Source organism: Aerococcus agrisoli, assembly GCF_003797145.1.
Taxonomy (GTDB): Bacteria; Bacillota; Bacilli; order Lactobacillales; family Aerococcaceae; genus Aerococcus; species Aerococcus agrisoli.
Genome location: NZ_RKMG01000007.1, coordinates 48,385 through 71,641 on the forward strand (window position 1 = coordinate 48,385; position 23,257 = coordinate 71,641).

At 41.6% G+C, this 23,257-nt stretch carries 17 protein-coding genes; 2 read left to right on the forward strand and 15 right to left on the reverse strand.

Translation table 11 applies throughout. The features are described 5' to 3' along the window. Position 1 precedes the first annotated feature (1 nt). From EF384_RS03430 to EF384_RS03495, 14 genes are all read right to left on the reverse strand, one after another. A complete protein-coding gene (locus EF384_RS03430; protein ID WP_123779592.1) occupies positions 2 to 589 on the reverse strand; it encodes a xanthine phosphoribosyltransferase in 588 nt (195 codons plus the stop codon). A 217-nt stretch (positions 590 to 806) separates the two neighbouring features. Then, a complete protein-coding gene (locus EF384_RS03435) occupies positions 807 to 4,007 on the reverse strand; it encodes a hypothetical protein (protein ID WP_123779593.1) in 3,201 nt (1,066 codons plus the stop codon). After that, on the reverse strand, positions 4,004 to 5,416 hold the full coding sequence (locus EF384_RS03440) for a glycosyltransferase family 2 protein (RefSeq protein WP_123779594.1): 1,413 nt from the start codon (positions 5,414 to 5,416) through the stop codon (positions 4,004 to 4,006). The genes EF384_RS03435 and EF384_RS03440 overlap by 4 nt, the downstream gene beginning before the upstream one ends. Then, entirely contained in the window at positions 5,416 to 6,468 is a 1,053-nt protein-coding gene (locus EF384_RS03445) for a HEAT repeat domain-containing protein (RefSeq protein WP_123779595.1), read from the reverse strand. Before EF384_RS03445 ends, EF384_RS03440 begins: the two co-directional genes overlap by 1 nt. Further along, positions 6,446 to 6,733: a response regulator gene (locus EF384_RS03450; protein ID WP_255421235.1), complete on the reverse strand. Its 288-nt coding sequence runs from the start codon at positions 6,731 to 6,733 to the stop codon at positions 6,446 to 6,448. Before EF384_RS03450 ends, EF384_RS03445 begins: the two co-directional genes overlap by 23 nt. Before the next feature lie 570 nt (positions 6,734 to 7,303). Next, the gene (gene nrdF, locus EF384_RS03455) at positions 7,304 to 8,314 is read right to left on the reverse strand and encodes a class 1b ribonucleoside-diphosphate reductase subunit beta (RefSeq protein WP_123779597.1); all 1,011 of its coding nucleotides are present in this window, start codon (positions 8,312 to 8,314) and stop codon (positions 7,304 to 7,306) included. Between the two features lie 52 nt (positions 8,315 to 8,366). After that, positions 8,367 to 10,565, reverse strand: a complete 2,199-nt coding sequence (nrdE, locus tag EF384_RS03460; RefSeq protein ID WP_123779598.1) for a class 1b ribonucleoside-diphosphate reductase subunit alpha — start codon at positions 10,563 to 10,565, stop codon at positions 8,367 to 8,369. Further along, positions 10,537 to 10,941: a class Ib ribonucleoside-diphosphate reductase assembly flavoprotein NrdI gene (nrdI, locus tag EF384_RS03465; RefSeq protein WP_123779599.1), complete on the reverse strand. Its 405-nt coding sequence runs from the start codon at positions 10,939 to 10,941 to the stop codon at positions 10,537 to 10,539. Before nrdI ends, nrdE begins: the two co-directional genes overlap by 29 nt. Continuing rightward, positions 10,929 to 11,168 (reverse strand): glutaredoxin domain-containing protein, encoded by a 240-nt coding sequence (locus EF384_RS03470; RefSeq protein ID WP_123779600.1) that lies wholly within the window; start codon positions 11,166 to 11,168, stop codon positions 10,929 to 10,931. Before EF384_RS03470 ends, nrdI begins: the two co-directional genes overlap by 13 nt. Before the next feature lie 610 nt (positions 11,169 to 11,778). Continuing rightward, positions 11,779 to 13,254 (reverse strand): glutamate--tRNA ligase, encoded by a 1,476-nt coding sequence (gene gltX, locus EF384_RS03475; protein ID WP_123779601.1) that lies wholly within the window; start codon positions 13,252 to 13,254, stop codon positions 11,779 to 11,781. Positions 13,255 to 13,342: 88 nt separating this feature from the next. Further along, complete coding sequence (locus EF384_RS03480; RefSeq protein WP_123779602.1) at positions 13,343 to 14,533, reverse strand: PIN/TRAM domain-containing protein; 1,191 nt, start codon at positions 14,531 to 14,533, stop codon at positions 13,343 to 13,345. Positions 14,534 to 15,035: 502 nt separating this feature from the next. Continuing rightward, positions 15,036 to 16,418 (reverse strand): DNA repair protein RadA, encoded by a 1,383-nt coding sequence (gene radA / locus EF384_RS03485; protein ID WP_123779603.1) that lies wholly within the window; start codon positions 16,416 to 16,418, stop codon positions 15,036 to 15,038. Between the two features lie 29 nt (positions 16,419 to 16,447). Beyond that, complete coding sequence (locus tag EF384_RS03490) at positions 16,448 to 16,987, reverse strand: dCTP deaminase/dUTPase family protein (RefSeq protein ID WP_123779604.1); 540 nt, start codon at positions 16,985 to 16,987, stop codon at positions 16,448 to 16,450. Positions 16,988 to 17,147: 160 nt separating this feature from the next. Next, on the reverse strand, positions 17,148 to 18,785 hold the full coding sequence (locus EF384_RS03495) for an alpha-amylase (RefSeq protein WP_123779605.1): 1,638 nt from the start codon (positions 18,783 to 18,785) through the stop codon (positions 17,148 to 17,150). A gap of 447 nt (positions 18,786 to 19,232) precedes the next feature. Here EF384_RS03495 and EF384_RS03500 point away from each other — a divergent pair, with 447 nt between their 5' ends. Further along, complete coding sequence (locus tag EF384_RS03500; protein ID WP_123779606.1) at positions 19,233 to 19,916, forward strand: hypothetical protein; 684 nt, start codon at positions 19,233 to 19,235, stop codon at positions 19,914 to 19,916. Between the two features lie 63 nt (positions 19,917 to 19,979). After that, positions 19,980 to 20,171 (forward strand): hypothetical protein, encoded by a 192-nt coding sequence (locus tag EF384_RS03505; protein ID WP_094518223.1) that lies wholly within the window; start codon positions 19,980 to 19,982, stop codon positions 20,169 to 20,171. A gap of 93 nt (positions 20,172 to 20,264) precedes the next feature. On the opposite strand, the gene EF384_RS03510 is transcribed toward EF384_RS03505, so the two are convergent. Further along, positions 20,265 to 23,186 (reverse strand): insulinase family protein, encoded by a 2,922-nt coding sequence (locus tag EF384_RS03510; protein WP_123779607.1) that lies wholly within the window; start codon positions 23,184 to 23,186, stop codon positions 20,265 to 20,267. Positions 23,187 to 23,257 lie beyond the last annotated feature (71 nt).

Sequence of the window (23,257 nt, forward strand, 5' to 3'; positions counted from 1 at the left end):
CTTATTCTGCGTCTTCGTCGACAAATGTTACTTTGTTGTCAGCTAATGAAGCGATACGGCAGATTGAATATAAGTCTACGCCTGCTTCTAGTAAACGTTGACGACCTGGTTGGAATGATTTTTCCACACAGATACCAACACCGACTACTTCTGCGCCTGCTTGATTAACTAAGTCGATTAAACCTAGGCTTGCTTCGCCGTTAGCTAAGAAGTCATCAATGATTAGGACTTTGTCGTCTGCGTTTAAATATTCTTTTGAAATGATGACATCAGAATCTTTGTCTTTAGTGAATGAATGTACGCGTGTTGAGTATTTACCTGTTGCTGCTAATGTCGATGGTTCTGATTTTTTAGCGAATAACATTGGTACTTGGAAGTGTGATGCCACCATGATTGCTGGTGCGATACCGCTGGCTTCGATTGTTAATACTTTGGTAATTTCACGTGATTTGAAGTAATCAAAGAAGTTACTTTGGATTTCATGCATCACTTTCGGGTCGATTTGATGGTTTAAAAATGAGTCGATTTTTAAAATCTTTTCGTCGATAACTGTTCCGTCTTTTAGGATGCGTTCTTGTAAGTAGTTCATTTTGTATAAATCCCCTCTTCTTTGCTGTCTTTTCATTTTTTTACATTACTTATTGTACGAACAATGAAAGGTAATTGCAAGGTATTGTTCGTTTTGAGATTTGTATTTATTCTCATCATCGTGAAAAATACGCTTTATGTTAGCTTTTGGTTCTATTTTGTATTTTTTGTGTGAAACAAAAATCCCCCGAAGTGTTTGCTTCGAGGGATTTTCTTTGTTATTCGTATTTGGCGAAGGTTTCTTGGATGATGCTGTATGATTCTTTGAGACGTTCTGCTGTTAGCGGTACTTCCCAGTTATCCCATGTGTAAGCCTTGGATGGGGCTTGGTATAGGACTTTATCATTGTCATCTAAGTAGGCTGCGCCGATGGTCATGTTGTCGATATTGATGCTGGCACCTAGGCCGTCTGCCATGATGTCGCCTTGGAATTCCTTACGGCTTGGATCTTTGGCGGATAGTAGTAACCATGGTAAACGTACTTCGATGATGCCGGCTTCTTCGTTGACGTAGTAGTCAGCAAGTGAATTGTAGTCTGCTGACGTTGGGTCACCGTTACCTTCAACAAGTTTACCTGTTTCGTAGGCTTTAAATGGCTCCGTCTTATCTTCATCAACGTTATAGTAGCGTTTGTTTAGGGCTAGTTGAATTGGGCTAAAGTCCCCAGTATTTTTATCTGGTGCGGCTATTTTTTTGCCTAATAAAAAGTCACTATCAATCGCATATTGTTTGGTGAAGAAGTCGTAGTATTTGTCGACGGTTATACGAGATTCATCCGGATTCAAGTTCAAGACGAATTCGGCTTGTTCTGTTAGTTTCAGTCCGTTGAGGCTATTAATCTTGTCGTTCCCTTGTCCTGGTACGGTATCAAAAGTAACAATTGGGTAGCCCTTAGCGGCTGTGTCGTAATCAATACGTAAGTATAGGTAACGTTCATCATAGTCGGCCCATACGGCTTTTAGGGCCTCATCCGGTGCATCTACGAGTTGCACTTTTTCTTCTGAGGCATCCCAGTCTGACGTATCGCCGTTGACCTTAATTTTCAGACGGTCAAAGCTCAAAATCCCGAATTGTTGTTCAGAGGTTTGGGCGTTAGACCAGAATGGTCGACGGTCTGGGTTGTCGTAATCCATGGTGTTCCAAGTTCGTTTGAACCATTCATCTTGCCATGAGAAGACGATACCACCCATCATGCCTTCATTGAGAATTTCTTCATACATGTCGCTAACCATTTGGCCCTGTTCTTCTTCAGTGTTACCACCTTGGTCACGTCCAATCACATTTTCATGGGTAATCCCGCGTGAAGTTGGTAAACCAAATTCAGCGATTAATACTGGCATGTCGTGGGCATTTCTTAATTCGTTCAAGTAAGCGGCGTAAGGGTTATTGTTGCCTCTAAAGTCCTTATATTCATTGTATTTCTTAGTATAGTTCAAGAAATCTGGATAATACGGATATACATGGTAAGAAGCAAATTGCCCGGTTTCATTGGCTTCATTCTTTGTATGAATGAGGTTTGGATTGACGCTGACCATGTCTTCTTTTTCAGATGATTCTGTTGGATGAGACAAGAGGTCGGTTGTTACCCAGTTGGTAAAGCTCATTGGCCGGTGCACGCCGTAGTTGTCGATTTCATAGGCCATGGTGTAATCCATGTTCTCCGCTAGGAAGTGTTCGATTGGACTGGCATCTTTGGTTTCAAAGTATTGTCCAGAATAATCGCCTAGGTCGGCATTTTTCTCATTGGTTCCTTGGATCACATCTGGATCCCACTCGGTACCAATCATAAAGCCAATCACGTATTGGGAGATGTCGGCGTCATACAATCCATAGGCGTGGCCTGGTACGGCTTCGATCAGTTTGTTACCGTGGATGACATCGACGGTTGAGGTCATTTGTTCTCTGAAGTCAGATAAAGTAGCTTCATCATAGACATTTTGGGCTTCGACGGACATTTCTTCATTCATCCACACCCCATGGAAGAGGTAAATTGGGGCATCTTTATGGTTGTTATTGTAATCCAGTAAGGCTTGGTAAAATGCTGGTGGATGGATGGTGTAGACCCGAATGGTATTGGCATTCATCTCACCAATTTGTTCGAACCAACGAGCATATTCGCTGTAGGTTAGGGCTGCTTCACCAGGGAAGTGGCCGCCATCTGCCATACCAATGTTTACCCCTTTAATGGTAATTGCTTTCCAACTACCGTCTTCTTGTAACACTTCGAAGCGGTCGCCGGCTACCTTAAATTGATAAGGTGCACTGGCTACGGTATCTTTTTCTGGTTCACTTGTCACTGGGTTGGCCTTCATGTCTTCAAATCCTTTCATGATTTGGCCCATCATTGGTGCATACGTTGACCAATAGAAGTCGCCATCTGTCACTTTGGCTACCCATTCTTGAATCTTGGCCATGCCTTTGTATTGATAATATGGGGAAACGCTTGTTGTATCATTATAGTCCCCTGCAAAGTAGTAACTTTGATGGTGATCTGTCACCAACTGAGTTACTGCTGCAGGTTGAAGAGCAATTTCATGGTTGACCAAGATTTCCTTGGCTGCATCCGTTAGACCAATGTCATAGTTGGCCAAGACGGTAGTGTCGGGATTTGCTTCAATCACATCAAACCAATAATCGTAACGTGTTGATTTTTTCATACCAAAGAAGTCTTGACCCTCTTCGGTATAGTTCAGGATAATCCCTTCACTTGAGAAGTCCTCTCCTTCATCTAGCACGACATAGTCTTGGGTAATGTCGTTGACAAAAAGCATACCTGGGCCATCGTGGTCCCAATCGGTGATGCTATTTTCTTCTAACCAGTTGGCCACGTCAGAATCGACGTTGGGGTCTAAACTGTTAAAGTAACGCGCCACCCATCCATTCCAACTAATCCCTAAGTACCGCAGCATTGAATCACGCACGGTTGCATCAGTTGGAGATGCAAAGGTATTATATTCAGCAACCAATAAACTTGGCTTGTCATCCGCAAAACGTTTAGACATACTTTGCCATTCCGCTAGGGTAAGACCACCATATATTTTTTCTGAGCGTGCCCCAAATTGGTCGGAATGCACATTATCGGTTGGGTCTTTGTACACGCCATAGGTATCCGCAAGATATACGGCATCATAATCGCTATAATCTGTCGGTAGTGGCATTTCGGTATATTCTTCAGTTGTTTCATCGTAAGTGATACCAAAATAGTCTCTCGTCTTATCATAGGGTTTGCCATCTAGATCGGTAATTTTTAAATAATTCAGCACCCAGCTGACGCCGGCATGCTCACGGTAATCATTTTGGCGTACTGTCTTATCAATCACCGCAACACTGATATCCGGACTCGGTTGTAAGTACCAAATGGCAATGGGTAATAATAGTAAGACTATAACGGTAATCATGATTGTGTAGTATCGTTTCATTTTTTATCAGCCTCTTTATTAAAACCTATACGTTCCATGACACCCCACTCGGTATTCCCGCGAATCGTATTGTAAATACCTTCTAAACGCCAGAATACATTCAGTGGTCGGTACCAGAAAAATTCAGTTAGGGAAATAATGACCATACGGAAAAGTCCGCTGGTAGAAATATAAGTTTGCGTCGTAATACTGTCCAACATCAACGCACCAATCGTATAAATGGCACTGTATATCAGGAATAGAACCGCCAGCAAGACGGCTACCTCTACATAAATGTTGCCGTAGAAGAAAGATACAATAATAAAGACAATACTGAACATTTCAATCACAGGCCCGATTGCTTCCACAATCCAGTAGTATGGCATAGAAATCATGCCGATAGCGCCGTATTTGGGGTTGAAAAGCATGTCAATGTGTTTGATGAGACTGGCCAATAAGCCTTGATGCCATCGACGTCGTTGACGGCGAAGGATGCTTAATGACTGCGGTGCTTCCGTATAACAAATCGGGTCCGGGACAGAGATAATCTTTTTATCCGATTTACGATCTTTAATTAGTTTATGAATTTTGACGACGAGTTCCATGTCTTCCCCAATCATGTCGGTTGAGTAACCGCCGGCGTCGACTACCCATTGTTTGTCGAAAATGGAGAAGGCACCTGAAATGATCAGTAGTAGATTGAACTGACTCAAGGCGATCCGACCAATCAGGAAGGAACGCACGTATTCAATCGATTGAATCAATACGAGTGGAGACGAATAGCTTTCGGGCTCTTCGAATGCACCTAGTTCAACGCGCATTTCGTTAGCTGTCCGAATCGTGCCTCCCGCTGCGACAACTTGACCGTTTGATGCGACAACTGGTTCCATTACATGGATCAGCGCGTCACGGTGAAGGATGGAGTCGCCATCGATTGAGCAGACGTATGGGTAATGAGATAGGTTAATGCCGGCATTTAGCGCATCGGCTTTCCCCCCGTTGACCTTTTCAATCAGGTACAAATGTGGGTGCAAGCGTGATTGGAATATTTGTAGAATTTCTTTTGAGGGAATTTGTAGGCGAACGGCCTCGAAAATCGGAATCATATCAAATTCTTTGATCATCTTTTCCTGAGTATCATCTTTCGAACCGTCATTGACCACGATAATTTCAACCATGGCATAGTTTAAGTTTAATAGGGAATGGACACTACTTAGAATCCCACTTGATTCGTTGTAGGCCGGCACGATAATGGAAACTGGCTTCAAGGCATCCATACTTTGATTACGACGGTTGGTATCTTCGCGGTCTAGACCGACGAAACGGCGCAAACTGAAGAAGGCGGTCACCAGCATCCAAGCGTAACTAATAATAACAATTGCCATATAGATGGATAAAATGACACCTATGACATTTAAGGTTTGCTGCATTAAGCAATACCTCCTTTCGTTTTGAGCAGAAATGCTCGGCTCACATCAACGGCGTATTTATCATCGGAATTTTCCATGATATCACGTAAAACAGCACGCCCATTGTGGGTTAAGGATAGTACGCGCGCAGCTTCATTGCGGACCCACCAAGTGGGGTCTTCAATCAAGTTGCGATACACTGTTTCATTTTCACTAATCGGACGTTTGGCGAAAATCTTCGCCACCATTAGGCGTTCTTGCCAAATGTCGGAATCCATAAAGGAAAGAATTTTCTCTCTATCTGAAATAATTGTCCCCTCACTCATGGCTTTTAGTGCCCGGATGCGAATTTCTTGATCTTCATCATCCAATAGCGCCATCAAGTTGTAATGGTCTGAAAAAGTCGGATGTTTGCCCGCAATATCGATAAAGGCATATTGACCAACCTTATTTAATGATTGGAACATCGGAACAAGCATATTTTTTATCTGTTGTGACATACCAATAAACAGTTGTTTAAATTGGTATTCCGAAAGATTATCTTGATATTTGATCAATTGATCTACAAATTCTTCCGGTAAGATTTCTTGGTAAATTTGCAACAAGGTAAAGGTTTCATCTATTGATTTAGGTTTATCCATCATGTCACGTAAGACCGTATTCAAGGTCGTCATGTGGAAACCCGCCACGCGCCGTAAGGTATTCATACGCACTGACCAGCGACGATTACTCAATTTTTTTTGGTAGTCTTCAGTCAGGTATTTATCCGCAAAAAATTGCGTTTGATCACGAATGACACTGTCCTGTGTATTTCGGTTGTAGGATAAAAGAATAGATTCAATGGCCTTCAGTTCGGCCGTATTTTCCCACAATAATTGCTTATCTAATGGCTCTTTTCTGTATAGAAAATTAAACCAAGCACGGTGATTTTTTTGAATATAAGCATCCCTGATATCTTTTTCGATGCGCTTTTGTTTACGTATATGCGCAAAATAGAAAAAGGATAGGATAATAGCCACGGTTAAAGCGGCCATGGTATAAAGGGTAACACTAAAGAATAGGTTCATCGTCATCACTAAACCTTTCTATGACACGCTCCATATAAGCTTGTAACACACGTAGATTAAAAGGTCGATTCAGAAAATCATCGATACCTACTTTAAAGGCATGAATAATTTCTTCTTCAGTAATCCCCATCGACATCATGATAATAAATATCTGCTTATACTGCGGCAATTCTCGCGCCATTTTTGTCACATCAAAACCATCTAGTTTACTTAAGTTATCATTAACCAAAACGATCTGTTTTTCCCAGCTGTCAAAAATTGGGGACTGCACGTAAGCCAGGCCATCAGCGAACAAGCGGATTTATAAATCAACGCCGTCCACATGAATATCCTCCGCCAACAAGCGTAAAATATCTGCAAATACTTCGTCATCATCGATGATTGACAAGTGAATTTTTTGGTTAGTCATAATAATCCCCCACAAACACGTGCTTTTTGTTTTTTCTTTTCTTAATTTAATTATAAAGGTTCAGCTTCTTCTCCGTCCATTTTAACTTAAAATATATCAAAAGATAGTTAGAAAACCCCACTGTATACGTTTCCAATTATAGCATACATAAAGGCTTTATTGGCCTTTATGAAAATAAAGATTAATACAAAAATACCCACAAATTTTGCCAATCATTTCGGCACATTTGTGGGTAAAAAACGTATAAATTATTAGAAGGAATTGAGAACGGCTTTTTCTCTCATCCCAAGTCGAGCTCGGACCTCTCATCCTTTAGTTGAGCTCGCTTGGGCAGACAGGTCTCCACTTCGGAAATATTTGCAGCAAGTTGCACTTGCTACTGCATATTCCCTCCAGTGCTACCTGTCTTAACGCCCGCGCTCACATCCTTATTTAAAAGTCGTAGTCGTCTTCGTCCATGGCTTCTGATTCACCCATTAGGTATGAGTTCCCTACTTGTGAGAAGAAGTCGTGGTTGCTTGAATCGGTTGAGATACCGTTCATAACGATTGGATTGACATTTTCAGCCATTCCGTCTGGATAGAAGGCTTCAAAACCTAGATTTTGCAAGGCTTTATTGGCATTGTAGTGTACAAAAGTATTTACTTCTTGTGTCCAACCAACTTGTGTGTAAATTTCTTCTGTATATTTTTCTTCATTTTCCATCAAGTCGAATAATAAAGCGTACATCCAATCTTTCAAGGCGTTTTGTTCTTCAACTGGTAAAGCATTATAGCCTTTTTGGAATTTGTAGCCTAAGTAAGTCCCATGAACAGACTCATCACGGATAATCAATTTGATGATTTCCGCTACATTTTCTAGTTTGTTGTTACCTAGATACCAAAGTGGCGCATAGAAACCTGAGTAGAATAAATAGGTTTCTAGGAAAACACTGGCTACTTTACGTTGTAATCCCGTACCGTTTTGGTAAATTTCGTTGATTCTTCTAGCTTTGTATTGTAAATATTCATTGTTGTTGGCCCAGTCAAAAATTTCATCAATTTCACGACTCGTATTCAATGAAATAAAAATTGTTGAATAAGATTTAGCATGGACTGATTCCATGAACAAGATGTTGTTTAAGACAGCTTCCTCATGTTGCGTACGCACTGCGTCACGCATCACATTTGCGCCCTCTTCAGACTGCAAAGTATCCAAAGCGGTTAACCCAGCAAAAGCTTTATTTACAACATCACGTTCTTCATCTTTTAATAAGCGCCAGTCGTCACGGTCATTAGAGACCGGAATACGTGTGTCCAACCAAAATTGGCTGGTTAATTTTTCCCAAGTAGACTTATCAATCGCATCCTCTACCCGGTCCCAGTCAATCGATTTATAGTAAGTAACATTGTCATTGGTCGGTTCTCCGCCAATAATTTGATTAAAATATTTTTTCTCCGTCATGGTGATGGTGTCCTCCTAGATCCTGTGTGATGATAACCTGCAGCAACAAATCCTAAATTAAGCATGACTCACATTGATCTACACCAATCTCTTTGGCGAAGTCATCGGTGTATGTACGCACATAATAAATCGATTTGATCCCTTTTGTCCAGGCGTAGTTACGTAAGCGGTTTAAATCGCGTGTGGTCATCTTATCGGTGCTGCCATTTTTCCATTCATACAAACCTTCTGGAATCGTCGATTTCATGAATAAAGTCAGTGACATCCCTTGGTCAATATGTTGCTGTGCCACGGCATACGTATCAATTACCTTCCGCATATCAGTGTCATAAGCAGACTCATAATACTTAATTGTGTCGTTATCCAAATAAGGCGCAGGATAATACATAGAACCAATATTTGTTTCTTGGCGATTCTCAATCAAATGCACAATTGGATGCAATGATGAAGACGCCTCATTGATATAGGAAATTGATCCCGTCGGTGCAACCGTCAATAGGTAGGCATTATATAAGCCATCTCTCATAATATCTTCGTTTAGTGCCGCCCAATCATCCGGCGTTGGCACAGGGATATTCGCAAAGATTTCTGCTACTTTTTCTGACTTGAAGGTAAAAGGACTTTGCCCATCGATATAGCGTTCACGGATATAAGACCCATCAGCATAAGCTGATTTGTCAAATTCAAAGAAGCTTTCCCCACGCTCGTGCGCGATACGGTTGCTGGTTTTCAATGCGTAGAATCGTAAGACACGGAAGTAGGCGTCAGTTAATTCTAGTGCTTCTTCTGAACCATAGTGAATATGGTTGGTCGCAAGTGCCGTATGCAAGCCCATAGCCCCTAAGCCAACAGAATTGTAGGCCGCATTACCGCGTTCCACACTCGGAACTGCTTTGATGGAAGTCATATCTGATACTGCGGTTAAGGCACGGACAGCAATATCAATTGATCGTTCAATATCCCCTGTTTTCAACATTTCAGTGATGTTGGTTGACGCTAGGTTACATGAAATATCTAGGCCCACTGATGCATAAGACAAGTCTTCATTCAGTTCAGAAGGTGATTGCACTTGCATGATTTCTGAACACAAGTTAGACATGGTAATGGTCCCATGAATTGGATTTTCACGGTTAGCTGTATCGATGTTGACGATATATGGGTAACCAGACTCTTGTTGTAATTTAGAAATTTCTTGTTCCAATTCACGGGCATTGATTTTATATTTTTTGATGTCTTTGTTGGCGACCATTTCTTCATAGTGTGTGGTGATGTCTACATACCCGAAAGGCTGTCCATAGATTCTTTCGACGTCGTAAGGGCTGAATAGATACATCGGTTCATTGGTCTTCAAGAGTTCGTAGTATTTGTCCGGTACGACGAGGCCAAGTGACAGTGTTTTGACACGTATTTTTTCGTCAGCATTCTCTTTTTTCGTAGATAAAAATTCATAGACATCTGGGTGGAAGGCGTTCAGATAGACTACGCCGGCACCGTTTCGTTGACCCAATTGGTTGGCATATGAAAAGGCGTCTTCTAGTAACTTCATCACGGGTACGACGCCTGAACCAGCGTTTTCGATACCTTTGATGACAGAACCTGCTTCACGCAAGTTGGATAAGTTTACGCCCACGCCACCACCACGTTTGGATAGTTGTAAGGATGAATTGATGGCACGCCCGATGGATTCCATGTTGTCTTGGACATCGATTAGGAAGCAGGATACCATTTCACCGCGGCGCTTTTTACCAGCGTTTAGGAAAGTCGGTGTCGCCATTTGCAGACGGTGTTTGATATGTTCTTCAGCAATGCCCCAAGCCAATTCTTCATCACCATTGGCTAGATACAATGCCACAAAGGCAATGCGGTCTTCGTAGCGTTCTAGGAATCGCTTGTTGTCGTTAGTTTTCAAGGCATATTGGGTATAGAACTTGTAGGCTGCCATAAATGATTTAAAGCGGAATTTATAGCTATAAAGGTGATCAAATAGTGATTTGATAAAGTCAAAATCATATTTTTCGATAAAATCGCGTTCGATATAGTCGTTATCAATTAAGAAATGAATTTTTTCGTGTAATGAATGAAAGAAGACAGTATTGGGATTCACATATTCTAAGAAATAGGCGCGCACTGCTTCCTTATCCTTGTTCAGTTGAATTTGTTTTTCAGCTGTCGGAATATTTACCATATTATTCAATCTGAAGTAGGTGATTTCTTTGGTATTTTCAATGCTCAATTTTTTCGTATTGGTCAATTTCCTCTAACTCCTTTGTCAATGTGGCAACATCTAGTGGGGATCCTTGGAACTCAAAGCCGTGTAAAACCGGAATATCAAAAAGTACCGATAACTCTTTGACCGTTACACAGAATAATTGGGCAAAATTACGGTTGCCACCACCAAATAATCCCTTGCATAGTTGGGCATTGTCGCCGCATTCCAAAAATTCTTCTGCTGTTTCAATGACATCGCCATACACATGGCTTTCATATGACGGGATGACCATGATGAATGGTTCAGTCATTTCGATGGCTTCCTTGTCACTAGAGATTTCATATTTGTCGAAACCTGCCACCTTATTCACGAATTTTCGCGTTTGGCCAGTTAATGAATAGTAGACTATGCACGCCATGCTGCCACCAACGCTTCCAATTTTTCAGGCACATAGCCATGGAAGGCATTGCCTGTGCTATCTGCGATAACTGGTAAAGCTTGGTAACCCATTTCGCGTACTTCTTCTAGATAGGTTTCCTCTAGGTCTACACGTTTTTCTTCAAATGGGACATCTTGTGATTGTAAGTATTTCTTCGCAAAGATACATTGTGGGCAACCACTCTTGGCATAAACTGTAATCGTCATATTTCATCTCTCCTTATTCGTAAAACCCCATATATTGGGTTATTAATGTGAAACGACACCCTATATATTGTGTTTCGCAATTCCAAGTATAGCTAGACGAGATAGCGCCTTCAATGAATGGGGCATTTAAATTTTGCTATAAAACGGTCTGTATTTTTTGAGGACCGCTAATCCGCGGAGGCATACGGTGGTTAAAAATAAAATGAAAAAGACAATGCTAGAATATGGCGCCACGTGCACATCTTTTGTTTTTTGGGGAATTTTCGATATACGAAAAGAGGCTGGGACAAAAGATTAAAATCTTCGATTTTCGTCCTTTCAGTGTACGTTCCTTATAGCCGTGGGACCGTCTGGAGCCAGGGTCTCCAGACTTGAAATCGAGCCAAGGTCTCGATTTCATCCTTCTTCACGGCATAGGAACTACACTTTCAGTCCTCATATTTTGTATGAATAATATTTTTTTCCTTAGCAAAAGAAGAGAATATTTCTTTTTATAAATTATTCTCTCCTTTCTATTGGCTTTTGTCCCAGATACGATGTTTAAATAAACGCGCAAAAAAAAGCACCTGAAAGGAAATGAACTTTCCTTTCAGGTGCTTTTGCGCCAATCTTATAGTCCAGCTAATGCTTGATCTAAGTGATGGCTTACTTTTTCTTTACCTAATACTTCAATAGTTAAACCGATTGAAGGACCGTGTTGTTCACCAGAAGTGGCTACACGGATTGGCATGTATAGGTTTTTACCTTTGATGCCTGTTTCTTTTTGAACAGCTTTGATGGCTGCCATTACATTTTCTTCAGTGAAGTCTGCTTCTGAAATTTCAGCTAATTTGGCTTGGAAAGCAGTTAATACTTCTTTCACGCCTTCGCCTTCAAGAACAGCTTTAGCTTCGTCTGCGATTGTTAATTCATCTTGGAAGAACATGTCTGACAATTCAACGATTTCAGCTGCGTAAGACATTTCGTCTTTGTACAATGAAACCAATTTTTGTGTCCATGCTAATTCTTCAGCTGATGGATTTTCTGATACACGGCCCGCTTTTTGTAGATGTTCGATTGCTAAGGCAGCAACTGATTCTGCATCTGCAGCTTTCATGTAACGGTTGTTGATCCATTCTAGTTTCTTGTTATCGAAAGCAGCTGGTGATTTGCTTAGACGTTTTGTATCAAAGATTTCGATTAATTCTTCACGAGAGAAGATTTCTTCTTCACCTTTTGGCGACCAACCTAATAAAGTAATAAAGTTGAACATTGCGTCTGGTAAGTAACCTAGATCACGGTATTGTTCAATAAATTGTAGGATTGATTCGTCACGTTTAGATAATTTTTTACCAGTTTCAGAGTTGGTAATCAATGTCATATGGCCGAATGTTGGACGTTCGAAACCTAATGCATCGTAGATCATCAATTGTTTTGGTGTGTTTGCGATATGGTCGTCACCACGTAATACGTGTGAGATTTCCATCAAGTGGTCATCAACAACAACGGCAAAGTTGTATGTTGGCATACCGTCTTGTTTACGGATAACAAAGTCACCTGAAATCGCTGCAGATTCGAATGAGATTTCACCTTTTACCATGTCATCGAATGTATAAGTTGTGTTTTCTGGTACGCGGAAACGGATTGTTTCTGGGCGACCTTCAGCACGAGCAGCATCGATATCTTCTTGTGAACGGTCACGCCATTTGCCGATGTAACGAGGTGTTTCACCGTTGGCAACTTGGGCTTCGTGTTCTGCTTCGATTTCTTCTGATGTATCGAAAGCGTAGTAAGCTAAGCCTTTTTCTAGTAATTCATCTAGGTAGCGGTCATAAATGTCTTTACGTTCAGATTGACGGTATGGGCCGTATTCGCCTGGCTTGTCTGGACCTTCGTTCCATTCAATTCCTAACCAAGTTAGGTTTTCTAATTGGCTTTTTTCTCCATCTTCAATATTACGTTTCGTATCTGTATCTTCAATACGGATAATGAATTCCCCATCGTTGTGACGAGCGAATAAGTAGTTGAACAAGGCCGTACGAGCATTCCCAATATGTAAATGACCCGTTGGACTTGGCGCATAACGTACGCGAACTTTATCTGACATTATATTTTCTCCTTTTTATTGTAAGCATTCAATTAAAATAGGTTGGCAAAATTTACCAACCTATTTCTTCATCGTTATTATTATATAACTAGTCAGCTATTTTGGCAAAGACCATGCGTCCAGCATTGGTTTGAATAGCTGAAGTAATCTCTACACGTAGGCTTTCATCAATATGATGTTTACCTTCTTCGACGACAATCATGGTGCCGTCATCCATGTATGCCACACCTTGTTGGCGCTCGGTTCCTGCTTTGACAATATGTACTGTCAGCATTTCACCTGGAATCACAACTGATTTTAGTGAATTCGCTAATTCGTTGATGTTTAAGACTTTAATCTTATGGAATTGACTGACTTTATTTAAGTTGTAGTCATTAGTTACAACGACGCCGTTTACCTCTTTGGCTAAAAGTAGCAATTTCAAGTCAACTTCAGATTCATCTTCGAAATCACCGGCATAGAAATCAACAGTGACATCGTCTAGCTCTTGAATCTGGTTTAAAATATCTAATCCACGACGACCACGAACACGTTTGACCGAATCCGCAGAGTCTGCGATATATTGCAACTCTTTCAAAACGAAGTTTGGCACCACGATGACACCTTCGATAAAGCCGGCTTTCAACACGTCAAGAATACGGCCGTCAATGATGACAGATGTATCCAAGATTTTGTAGGGTTGGTAGTCGTCCACAGCGGCTGGCTTCATGGCTAGCAATGCTTCGGTATAGCGGTCTTGCGTGCTCACTTCGGCTGTAGCCGTCCCTGTTTCCACGGCTGTTGCTTGCGGATCGACTGTACTTTTCCCATCAGTCACTTCGGTACGTCTCACTTGTGGTAAGCGGGTCGCCAGGTCCATAATTTCTGCACTCTTATTGGAAAAGATGTAAAAACCAGATAGGCCAAGGACGATTGTTACGATGATTGGCAAGACGTTTGAAATAAATGGCCACCCTATGGCTACTAACGGAATGTTAATTAACCATGCTAGGACTAGCCCTAAAATAACACCTAGACCTGAAATAATCACTTTTTCAATTGAAAGTTTACGTAAATCTTTCTCCACATTGCGTATAGATCGAAGTAACAACGGTTGTATTAACCAGTAAATAAGATAAAGAATAATTGCACCAAGCACAAGGTTAACTATCGGATTGTAGAAAACTTGAATGTTAATGTTTAACAAACGCCAAATGAATGGCAATAGGTAATAACCTAATGAACTACCGAGTATAACTACGATTACTCTAGACACTATTTTCCAAAATCTATCGTTCATGTATTTCACCTCCTCAAATAAAATCACAAGATTGTTAAGCGGTTTCTTTCGGAAATTACCGCATTTTAAGTATACACTTTTTTACAATCTTTACACAATCATATACGAAAAAGACAATTTCTGCATCCCATTTTACCATTAAAATTTAATCTTAAGTTTTTCATTAGATTAGTTTTGCCGTGGGAATGGCATCCTTCATATATTACATGTCAAAATATTGAAAAGAGGCTAGGACAAAAGATTAAAACCATAGATTTTTCGTCCTTACAGTGTACGTTCCTATTGAGCCGTGGGACCATTGAAAGCCAAGGTCTTTCAATTTAAAATCGACGATTTCATCCTCCTTCACGTCTAAGGAACTACACTTTCAGTCCTTAAACCTGTTCCCATGATATATTTCAATCAAAATTTATAAGGATTTTTCAAAGTAAAAGGCGTACACAACTCTGTTTAAGAATTGTGTACGCCTTTTTGGAGGCCTTTTGTCCCAGCCTCTTATTTTTTATCTTGGGAAGACGGAGTTGAGCACTTCACTCACCGTAGTCACCCCAACAATTTTGATTTTTTCTTTACCTGTTAGACCTGACATGGCATTTTTAGGGATAAAAATGCGTTCAAAGCCTAATTTTTCTGCTTCTTGGACACGTTCCGCAATCCGGGTAACACGACGGATTTCACCCGTCAGACCAATTTCACCGACAAAGCAATCGGTTGGTTTTGTTTCCTTTTCGCGGTAACTTGAGGCAATGGCGACGGCGATGGCCAAGTCGATTGCGGGCTCATCTAATTTCACGCCACCTGTTGATTTCAAGTAGGCGTCTTGATTTTGTAACATTAGGCCGGCACGTTTTTCAAGGACAGCCATAATCAAGGATACCCGTGAGTAATCTAGGCCACTGGCTGTACGCCGCGCATTTCCAAAGGATGTTGGTGTCAGTAAAGCCTGGATTTCGGTTAGGATTGGACGGGTACCTTCCATAGAAGCGACGACCGCTGACCCATTGGCACCGGCTAGTCGCTCTTCTAAGAATAATTCGGACGGATTCGTTACTTCGTGTAGGCCGTCCTGTTGCATGTCAAAGACGCCGATTTCGTTGGTGGAACCAAAACGGTTCTTCACGGCACGTAGGATTCTAAAGGTGTCATGTTTTTCCCCTTCAAAATAAAGAACGGTGTCCACCATATGTTCCAAGATTCTTGGTCCAGCGATGTTCCCTTCTTTGGTTACGTGGCCGACGATAAAGATACCAATGTTGTTTGATTTCGCGATTTTCATTAGCTCGGCGGTTGTTTGGCGGACTTGTCCGACTGAGCCGGCCGTTGTAGTGGCATCTTCATGGGTCATGGTTTGAATGGAGTCGATGACGACAAAGCGCGGTTTTAAGTAGTAAATGACGTCTTGAATAGCGGCCATGTCGGTTTCGGCATAGACGTAGAAGTCTGCACCGGCAAAGCCTAGGCGATCTGCCCGTAGCTTGATTTGGTGCATAGATTCTTCCCCTGAGACATAGAGTACGGGCCCGGCACTTTTATGCAGTTCGGCCGATACTTGGAGCATCAAGGTTGATTTACCAATCCCCGGGTCACCCCCGATAAGGACGAGTGAACCTTGGACCACGCCCCCACCCAATACGCGATTAAGTTCACCCATTTGTGTTTGTACACGTGGCGTTTCTTCGCCCTTGACTTGATCTAGTTTGGTTGGTTTCATGCGACTTGAGGCATGTCCAGTATGACTAGCTTCGGGATGGGCGATGGTTTTACCGTATACGCGTTCTTCTTCCATTTGATTCCAAGCGCCACAATTGGGACATTTGCCGTAAAATTGAACACTTTCATAACCACATGCCTGACAGACGTATTTGGTACTAGCTTTTTTTGCCATGGCTTTGGCTCCTTTCTAAGACTTTTCGACTACTTACCTGATGAACCAAAGCCACCTGAACGGACTTGATCCAAGGGTTGATCATCTGAAGTCGTTAAGAATGAAAGGAAGATACCTTGCGCAATACGTTCCCCTTTTTTGATGTGGACGTCGTGCAAGCCAAAGTTCACCAACTGTACAAATAAATGCCCTTCGTTGCCTTCGTTGTTGTAGTAATCTGCGTCCACAATCCCCACGCCATTTGGTAAGGAAAGACCGCGTTTTAAGGGGTTTGAAGACCGACATGTTAATTGTAGGTATTCATTCTCACCCATAAACGCTTTTAGACCCGTTGGTACAAGCACTGGTTTCATGGCAGATTCGTCTGCCTCACCAGCAACATTTAGATGGGCAATGTCCTTTAAGACATATTTCACCCCTGTTTTCCACATTGCTGGTACGACTATATCTTCAGCCGCTGCGATATCATAGCCGGCTGACATGGTTGTGGAACGTCTTGGTAATTGGATTTCTTGATCTGTTTGGTAGGCTGAAATTACTTCAAAGCCTCGTTTTGCTTGGTTTGTCATTACTATTTCCACCCTTTACTCTCGATACATTATATTTCACTGACCTATTGTACCATTGATGGCGTGATTTCTAAATGCAGAGGCTTCTGTCTACGGTGGGCTTATTTCTGAACCATGTCCCTGCTATTGAATCGGCAACCGGCGTAGAAGACATTCATTTTTATACGTTTTCTGCGGGCACTTCTGCTTCGTCAGCTGGTACTTCTTCTGGCGCATCGACTTCGCTCGTTTCTGCGTCCGCCACTTCTGCTGCTTCTGCTGCCACTTCTTCTGTCACTTCTGGTTCATGGTAGTTCGCATCTTCAAAGGCTTCATCATTGTCTGCTTCACCTTCAATATGTTCCGCATCCTCTTTATTGATCCAAACGGACATTGATCCTGAATGGACCTTAAATACACCAGTACCGTCTTCTTCAATTCTTACTGAACCTTGGATTTCACCCATTGCATCAATCCACTCTTCGCCAGCGTGTAGTTCACCAACGTACATACGTTTCTTAGCATGGTTACCGTTTGTAGCGATGAAAGCTAGACCATTTGGATGTTCATCATCACCAGTACGGGTGTAACCAATACAGTTTTTGTGATCAAAATAATCATGTTGGTCACCGTAAGCATTCTCACGTCTTAAGGCTAACAAGGTATCTAAGGTTTCACGGAAGCCTTTGAAATGGATACTTTCGATACCATAGTAGTCACCATAGAAGATGGTTGGTAAACCAGATTTATTCAATAGGATAATGGCGTAGGCAATTGGTTTAAACCATTCATCTACCCAAGATTCTAAGGCTTGACCCGGTTGCGAATCATGGTTGTCCACAAAAGTGACGGCCATATTTGGACGACCTTGTAATAGCGAACCTTCTAATAATGACCCCATGTCAAATTGATCCCATGAAGATGCTGCTTTTTTGAAACGATGGTGTAATGCCACATCAAATAAATCGATTTGATAATCGGTTTCTTCAAGATAGTCGAATAAGACACCTTGGTTACTTTGCCAGTATTCACCAATCACATAGATATCCGGATGGGTTTCACGCAAAGCCGTAATAAATTTATCGATGAAAGAAAATTCGATATGTTTTAAGGCATCCATTCTAAAGCCATTCAAATTGAAATTGTCTAAATACCAATTCCCCCATTTGATGACTTCTTCTTGGACATGGGGGTTACTGTAATCGATATCCGCAAACATTAGGTAATCAAAGTTACCATTTTCTGAGTCCACTTCTTCGTTATCAGCCCAACCCTTGTTCTCACCTTTAATCATGAAAATGCCCGATTCACCCGTTTTGTTATCGAAATCAGTACCTGAGAAACAGTTGAAGTCCCAAATGAAATCAGAGTATTTACCTTGACGACCGGGGAAATTAAATTTGGTCCAGCCTTCAATGTCACGGGCTTCGCCTATTTTTTCTTGACGGTTGTTTGGATTTACAGGATAGGCTTGGAAGATTTCAGTTTCGTCTGCCCCACCCTTATGGTTTAAAACAGCATCCGCTAAAGCCCAAATACCGTGTGCTTGTAATGCATCAATGGCTGCTTGATACTCTTCCCTTGTTCCGTATTTGGTACGAACAGTCCCTTTTTGATCGAATTCTCCGATGTCGAATAGGTCGTATACACCATAACCAACATCACCACTTGATTGCCCCTTAGTTGCTGGTGGCATCCAGATATGGGAAATCCCAATCTCTGCTAAGTGTTCTGCATCTTCCGCTAAATGTTGCCATAACTTACCGTCATCCGGCAGGTCCCATTCAAAATATTGCATTAATACGCCGTTCATTACCATCGAAAGCCCTTCTTTCATGAATCCAATTTTTATGAAGCTTTATTGTTTATATTATAATCATAAGGTTATTATACCCACTCTTTGAAACGTTTCGCAATCCTGAGCTTCTGTTTCCTTACTTGGTTGGGCGTGCCAAGCATATATACACCGCTACTAGTAGTTGACGGGTAAGTGGTAGTAAAAGGCGAGTGGCTTCGTATAATATATACGCAATTTTGTCCTATTTGTGCCGTGAATTTTTCATCCTATTTGTGACCCCTTACAATTCCGTAAAATAAAGGGGGATTTTCCTTGAATATTCGGCGAAAAGCCTTTAATTCTTTCCTCATTTTATATAGAATAAGAGTAATAAGATTTATCAGGTGTGATCACCTTTGGCGTATATCGCCATAAATTTCCCCAAACCTTCGAAATACGATTAAAAATTCTAATAAAAGGGTGCTATACATGCGAAAATTTATTACATTTATCTTCATGGCAAGTGTTTTGCTATTGATTGGTAGCCACGTGGAGGCGAGTGAGTCTTCTACGGATCTCGGTTTAGCTGTTGGGCAAACACTAAATGAGACCGAATCTTACAAACAAACGACTGTCATCCAACAATTTGAGACGGCTGCGCCCGATACCACGCGCGATACCGTAATGGCCAATCTTTCTTATGCTTCGATTGAAGATTTTTCTGGTAAGATTATTGAAAAGACAAATGATGCTAGCCAAAAACAGGCTGAGTCTATTTTGCAAGTGGAAACTGAAAACCAACAAACGGCTTACAAACAAGATGATCAAGACTGGCAACAGTCGCTGACGAATGATTCTTTCCTTGGTCAGTTACAAGTGCTTTCGCTAGATCAGATTGCGGATTTACTGACTTTGCTTGATGCGACCGGTGACTGGAAGGGTAGTTTAACTGACCAAACGTTGACCTTCCAAGGCGCGGATGAAAAGCTAAGCAACTTGTTGAACCAAGTGGTGAGTGACCCCTATAATGCGGGAGCTAACCATGCTGTTTCGATTACCGTGGATCGTCAAAGTAAAACCATTACGGCCATTGATTGGCAAGTGACGGGGACAAGTCGTATTGATAATCAAGCGATTACCACAGACCTTTCAGTCAAATTGACAAGCAAATAGTCGTTTTGCCCCTTGACCTTGGACATCTCTAGTAATTTCTAGCACATGAATAAAGGAGTTTTTATGAGTCGTTATACTGTGGGTATTATTTTTGCCCTTTTATGTATTGCTGTTAATATTTATATCATTTGGAAGGGGCAAACCCCTGACGGCATGACTGCCGCCCAACAAGCGCGCTTAAAATTAATTGGTGGCGTTCTTTTACTATTGGCCTTTATCGCCCTTACTTTTGGCCCACAACTAGGCTTGCAGTAAATCGTTTCATCAACATCTATAAGACACGAAAAACCACTAACCATTCCGAGACATATGTTTCGGTTTGGCTAGTGGTTATTTTTTTACCCTAAATTATAGGCTACGCTTAATATCAAATGTTTGGTTTGATGCTTCGATTTTTTGTTTATTACCGAAGACAACTAAGTTATCCGCATCTAAGGCTTCTTGAATGGTTTCTTTGTAAGCAACTAGGTCAGAAAGTTTGGTATCTAAGGCTTCAGATAGGCTTTCATCAACCATTTCATGGGTCAAGCCCTTGAAGTAGCGCGTAGACATCAAGCTGTTGACATTAGCCGGCGCTAAAGGCGCATGGAAAGCTGACATCGAACCAATAATCAATTGATCCAAATCCTCTTGGGTTAAGTGAGAATCAGCAAGGAAATCTGGCATTGCTTGGTAGACATCCACAGTCTTGTCCACGTTTGGATCGCGGTAAGAATACGTCGTGATATCCCCAGAAGACGTGATGGAAATACCCGCACCGTATGCGCCCCCCTTGGCTCTAATATTTTCGTGTAAATAATCTTTCGACAAGATTGAACCAATAATCATCGCCTTACCGTTGAAGGTTTTCGGATCCACTTGTCCTCCCACAGATACGTATTGGACATTACCATTTGTTAAAATAGCTTCGTGTCCATGACCCGGCAAGTCAAAGTGGATGCTAGTAGCATCGATATTGTCGACGGTATTTGCACCGTCAACAAAGGCATTAACTTGGTCAAGTAAAATCGTTTTATCTTCTGCATCCGCCGTTAGGAAAACTGTCAATTGACGTGGATCCCATAATTTCGCATTCACCGCTTCAACGCGGGCGATAAATTCGTCGCCTCGTTCATCAAAGTGTTCAATCAAATCTGTTAAATGGTCGTAGAAACCAAGACCAGAAATCGTTTCTGCGTATTTTGAAGCTTGCGAATATTTGGCACGCAAACGTGAAATCGCCACCGTATGGCCAGAATTTTCGTAACCTTGGCTCATATTTGATTTCGTACGTTGTAAGATATTTAAAATACGGGCTTTGTCAGAGAAGTCTGTATTTTTTTGTGTGTCTTGCAATAGTTCAAAACCACGTTGACTATTGTCACCAATGGCCGCAAATGACGCAAATATGGTTGGCACATATTGATTGGTATCAAATTCCTTAACGAAGGTCTTTGGTCGCATGATGATACCTGAAGTGGTTTTCATCGTTTCAATATCCATTTGCTCATATGTCATGTTGCTCGTATTTAATAGCCCTGCCAACACAGCGACATAATTCACATATGGTAAATCTTCCACTGGTAAGTGGTCAATTTGATAAGCCAATTGTACATAGCGAATGCCAGAAGCATCTTGTTCGTGGAAGCGAACGGCTACACCATGATTTGCTGCCAGTGTTTCTTCAGGAATAAGCGCCGTTTTGCGTGGTACATCTGATAGGGCCAATTTCGGCAAACTCGCGCGCGCTTCTTCTGTATCTGGCGTATCTTGATAGGTTCGTAAGGCTTCATTTGTCGCAATCAAATCTGCAATTTCTTGGTCAGACATGGCTGCCTTTTCACTAGCCAAGGCTTCTGCTAAGGCTTGGTCCTTCTCATCGAATAAGCCCACTTTTGGTTGGTAAACGGCGATGAGTTTGGTTGATGGATCCAGCAAGTTTTCCTTGATCCAATTTTCGTAAAAATCGGTATCCAATTTCGCACGTAAATCATCAAAGTATTTAGAGAAATTCAAAGCTTCTGTCACGTCAACACCGTAGCGCCAAGACATGGTCATTTGAATTTCGTAGGTAATCCCCTTCATGGCACCGCCTGCTTGACGCGCTGCAAATTCGCGTGTGTTAATCACAGCTTCTAGTAAGTCACGGTTAATGCCCTTGTTTGCTTGCTCAACAAGGGTTTCTTGAATCACTTCAAGGGCTTTTTCTTTATTGGCTGGATTGAATTGTTTTAACACAAAACCAAAATCGACAAAATAGCCGTCTGAACCTAAAGCTTCCACTTCTTCAGATAAACCAGCCGCAATTAGGGCTTGGCGGATTGGGGCAGCTTCAGTTTCAATCAAGGCTTCGCTCATCAAATTGGCAACGTAATTATTGGCAATATCCGCTGAATTTCCGGCAGGCATACCGTACACAAGATATGAATCTGTTTCGACAGTCTTACGTTCATCAGCATCATAGTAGCCTACATATTCGGTCGTACCTGGTTTAACTGCAGGTAAATCATAGTCAACGGTTTTGCCACTAGCTTTAAATTCACTAAAGAAATCCCCATCGATTTGCGCTAAGGCACGGTCGATATCAATATCGCCATATAAATATGCTAGGGCGTTATCCGGACGATATAAATCTGTATGGAATTGCTTGAAGTTCTCCCATGTTAGGTTTGGAATATCATAGGGATAACCACCTGATTCGTGGGCATAGGTAGATTCAGGGTGTAAATTGGCAATGACATCTTGCATGATAATACGTTCCGCATCTGAATACGCACCACGCATCTCATTGTAGACTACCCCGTTGTAAATTAGGTCGTCATCTTTATCAAATAACTCTTTATGCCAACCCTCTTGACGGAAAATATTTTCCTCACTCGTCAGACGTGGGAAGAAAACGGCATCCAAATAGACATCTGTCAAATGATGGAAATCTTCTTCATTCATAGAAGAAACCGGATAGATGGTCATATCTGAAAACGTCATGGCATTTAGAAAAGTACTCATTGATGTCTTCAACATGGTCATAAATGGATCCTTAGCTGGATATTTACGCGAACCAGATAAGACTGAATGCTCTACAATATGGGCTACCCCCGTCGAATCCTTTGGTGGCGTTTTAAAACCAATACCAAACGTGCGGTTTTGGTCATCATTTTCCACCCAAACCACTTGGCCCCCAGATTGAGGATGGTTGAACGTGTGCACATGGGCATTCGCATCATGAATAAATTGGCTATCAGTTAAGGTGAAACCATGTAATTGGTCCCCTACTTTCAAGGATTGTGTCATATTTTGTACTCCTTCATCATGTAATCATATTAGTACCATTTTAACAGGTTTTCTCAGACTTTATGAATGAA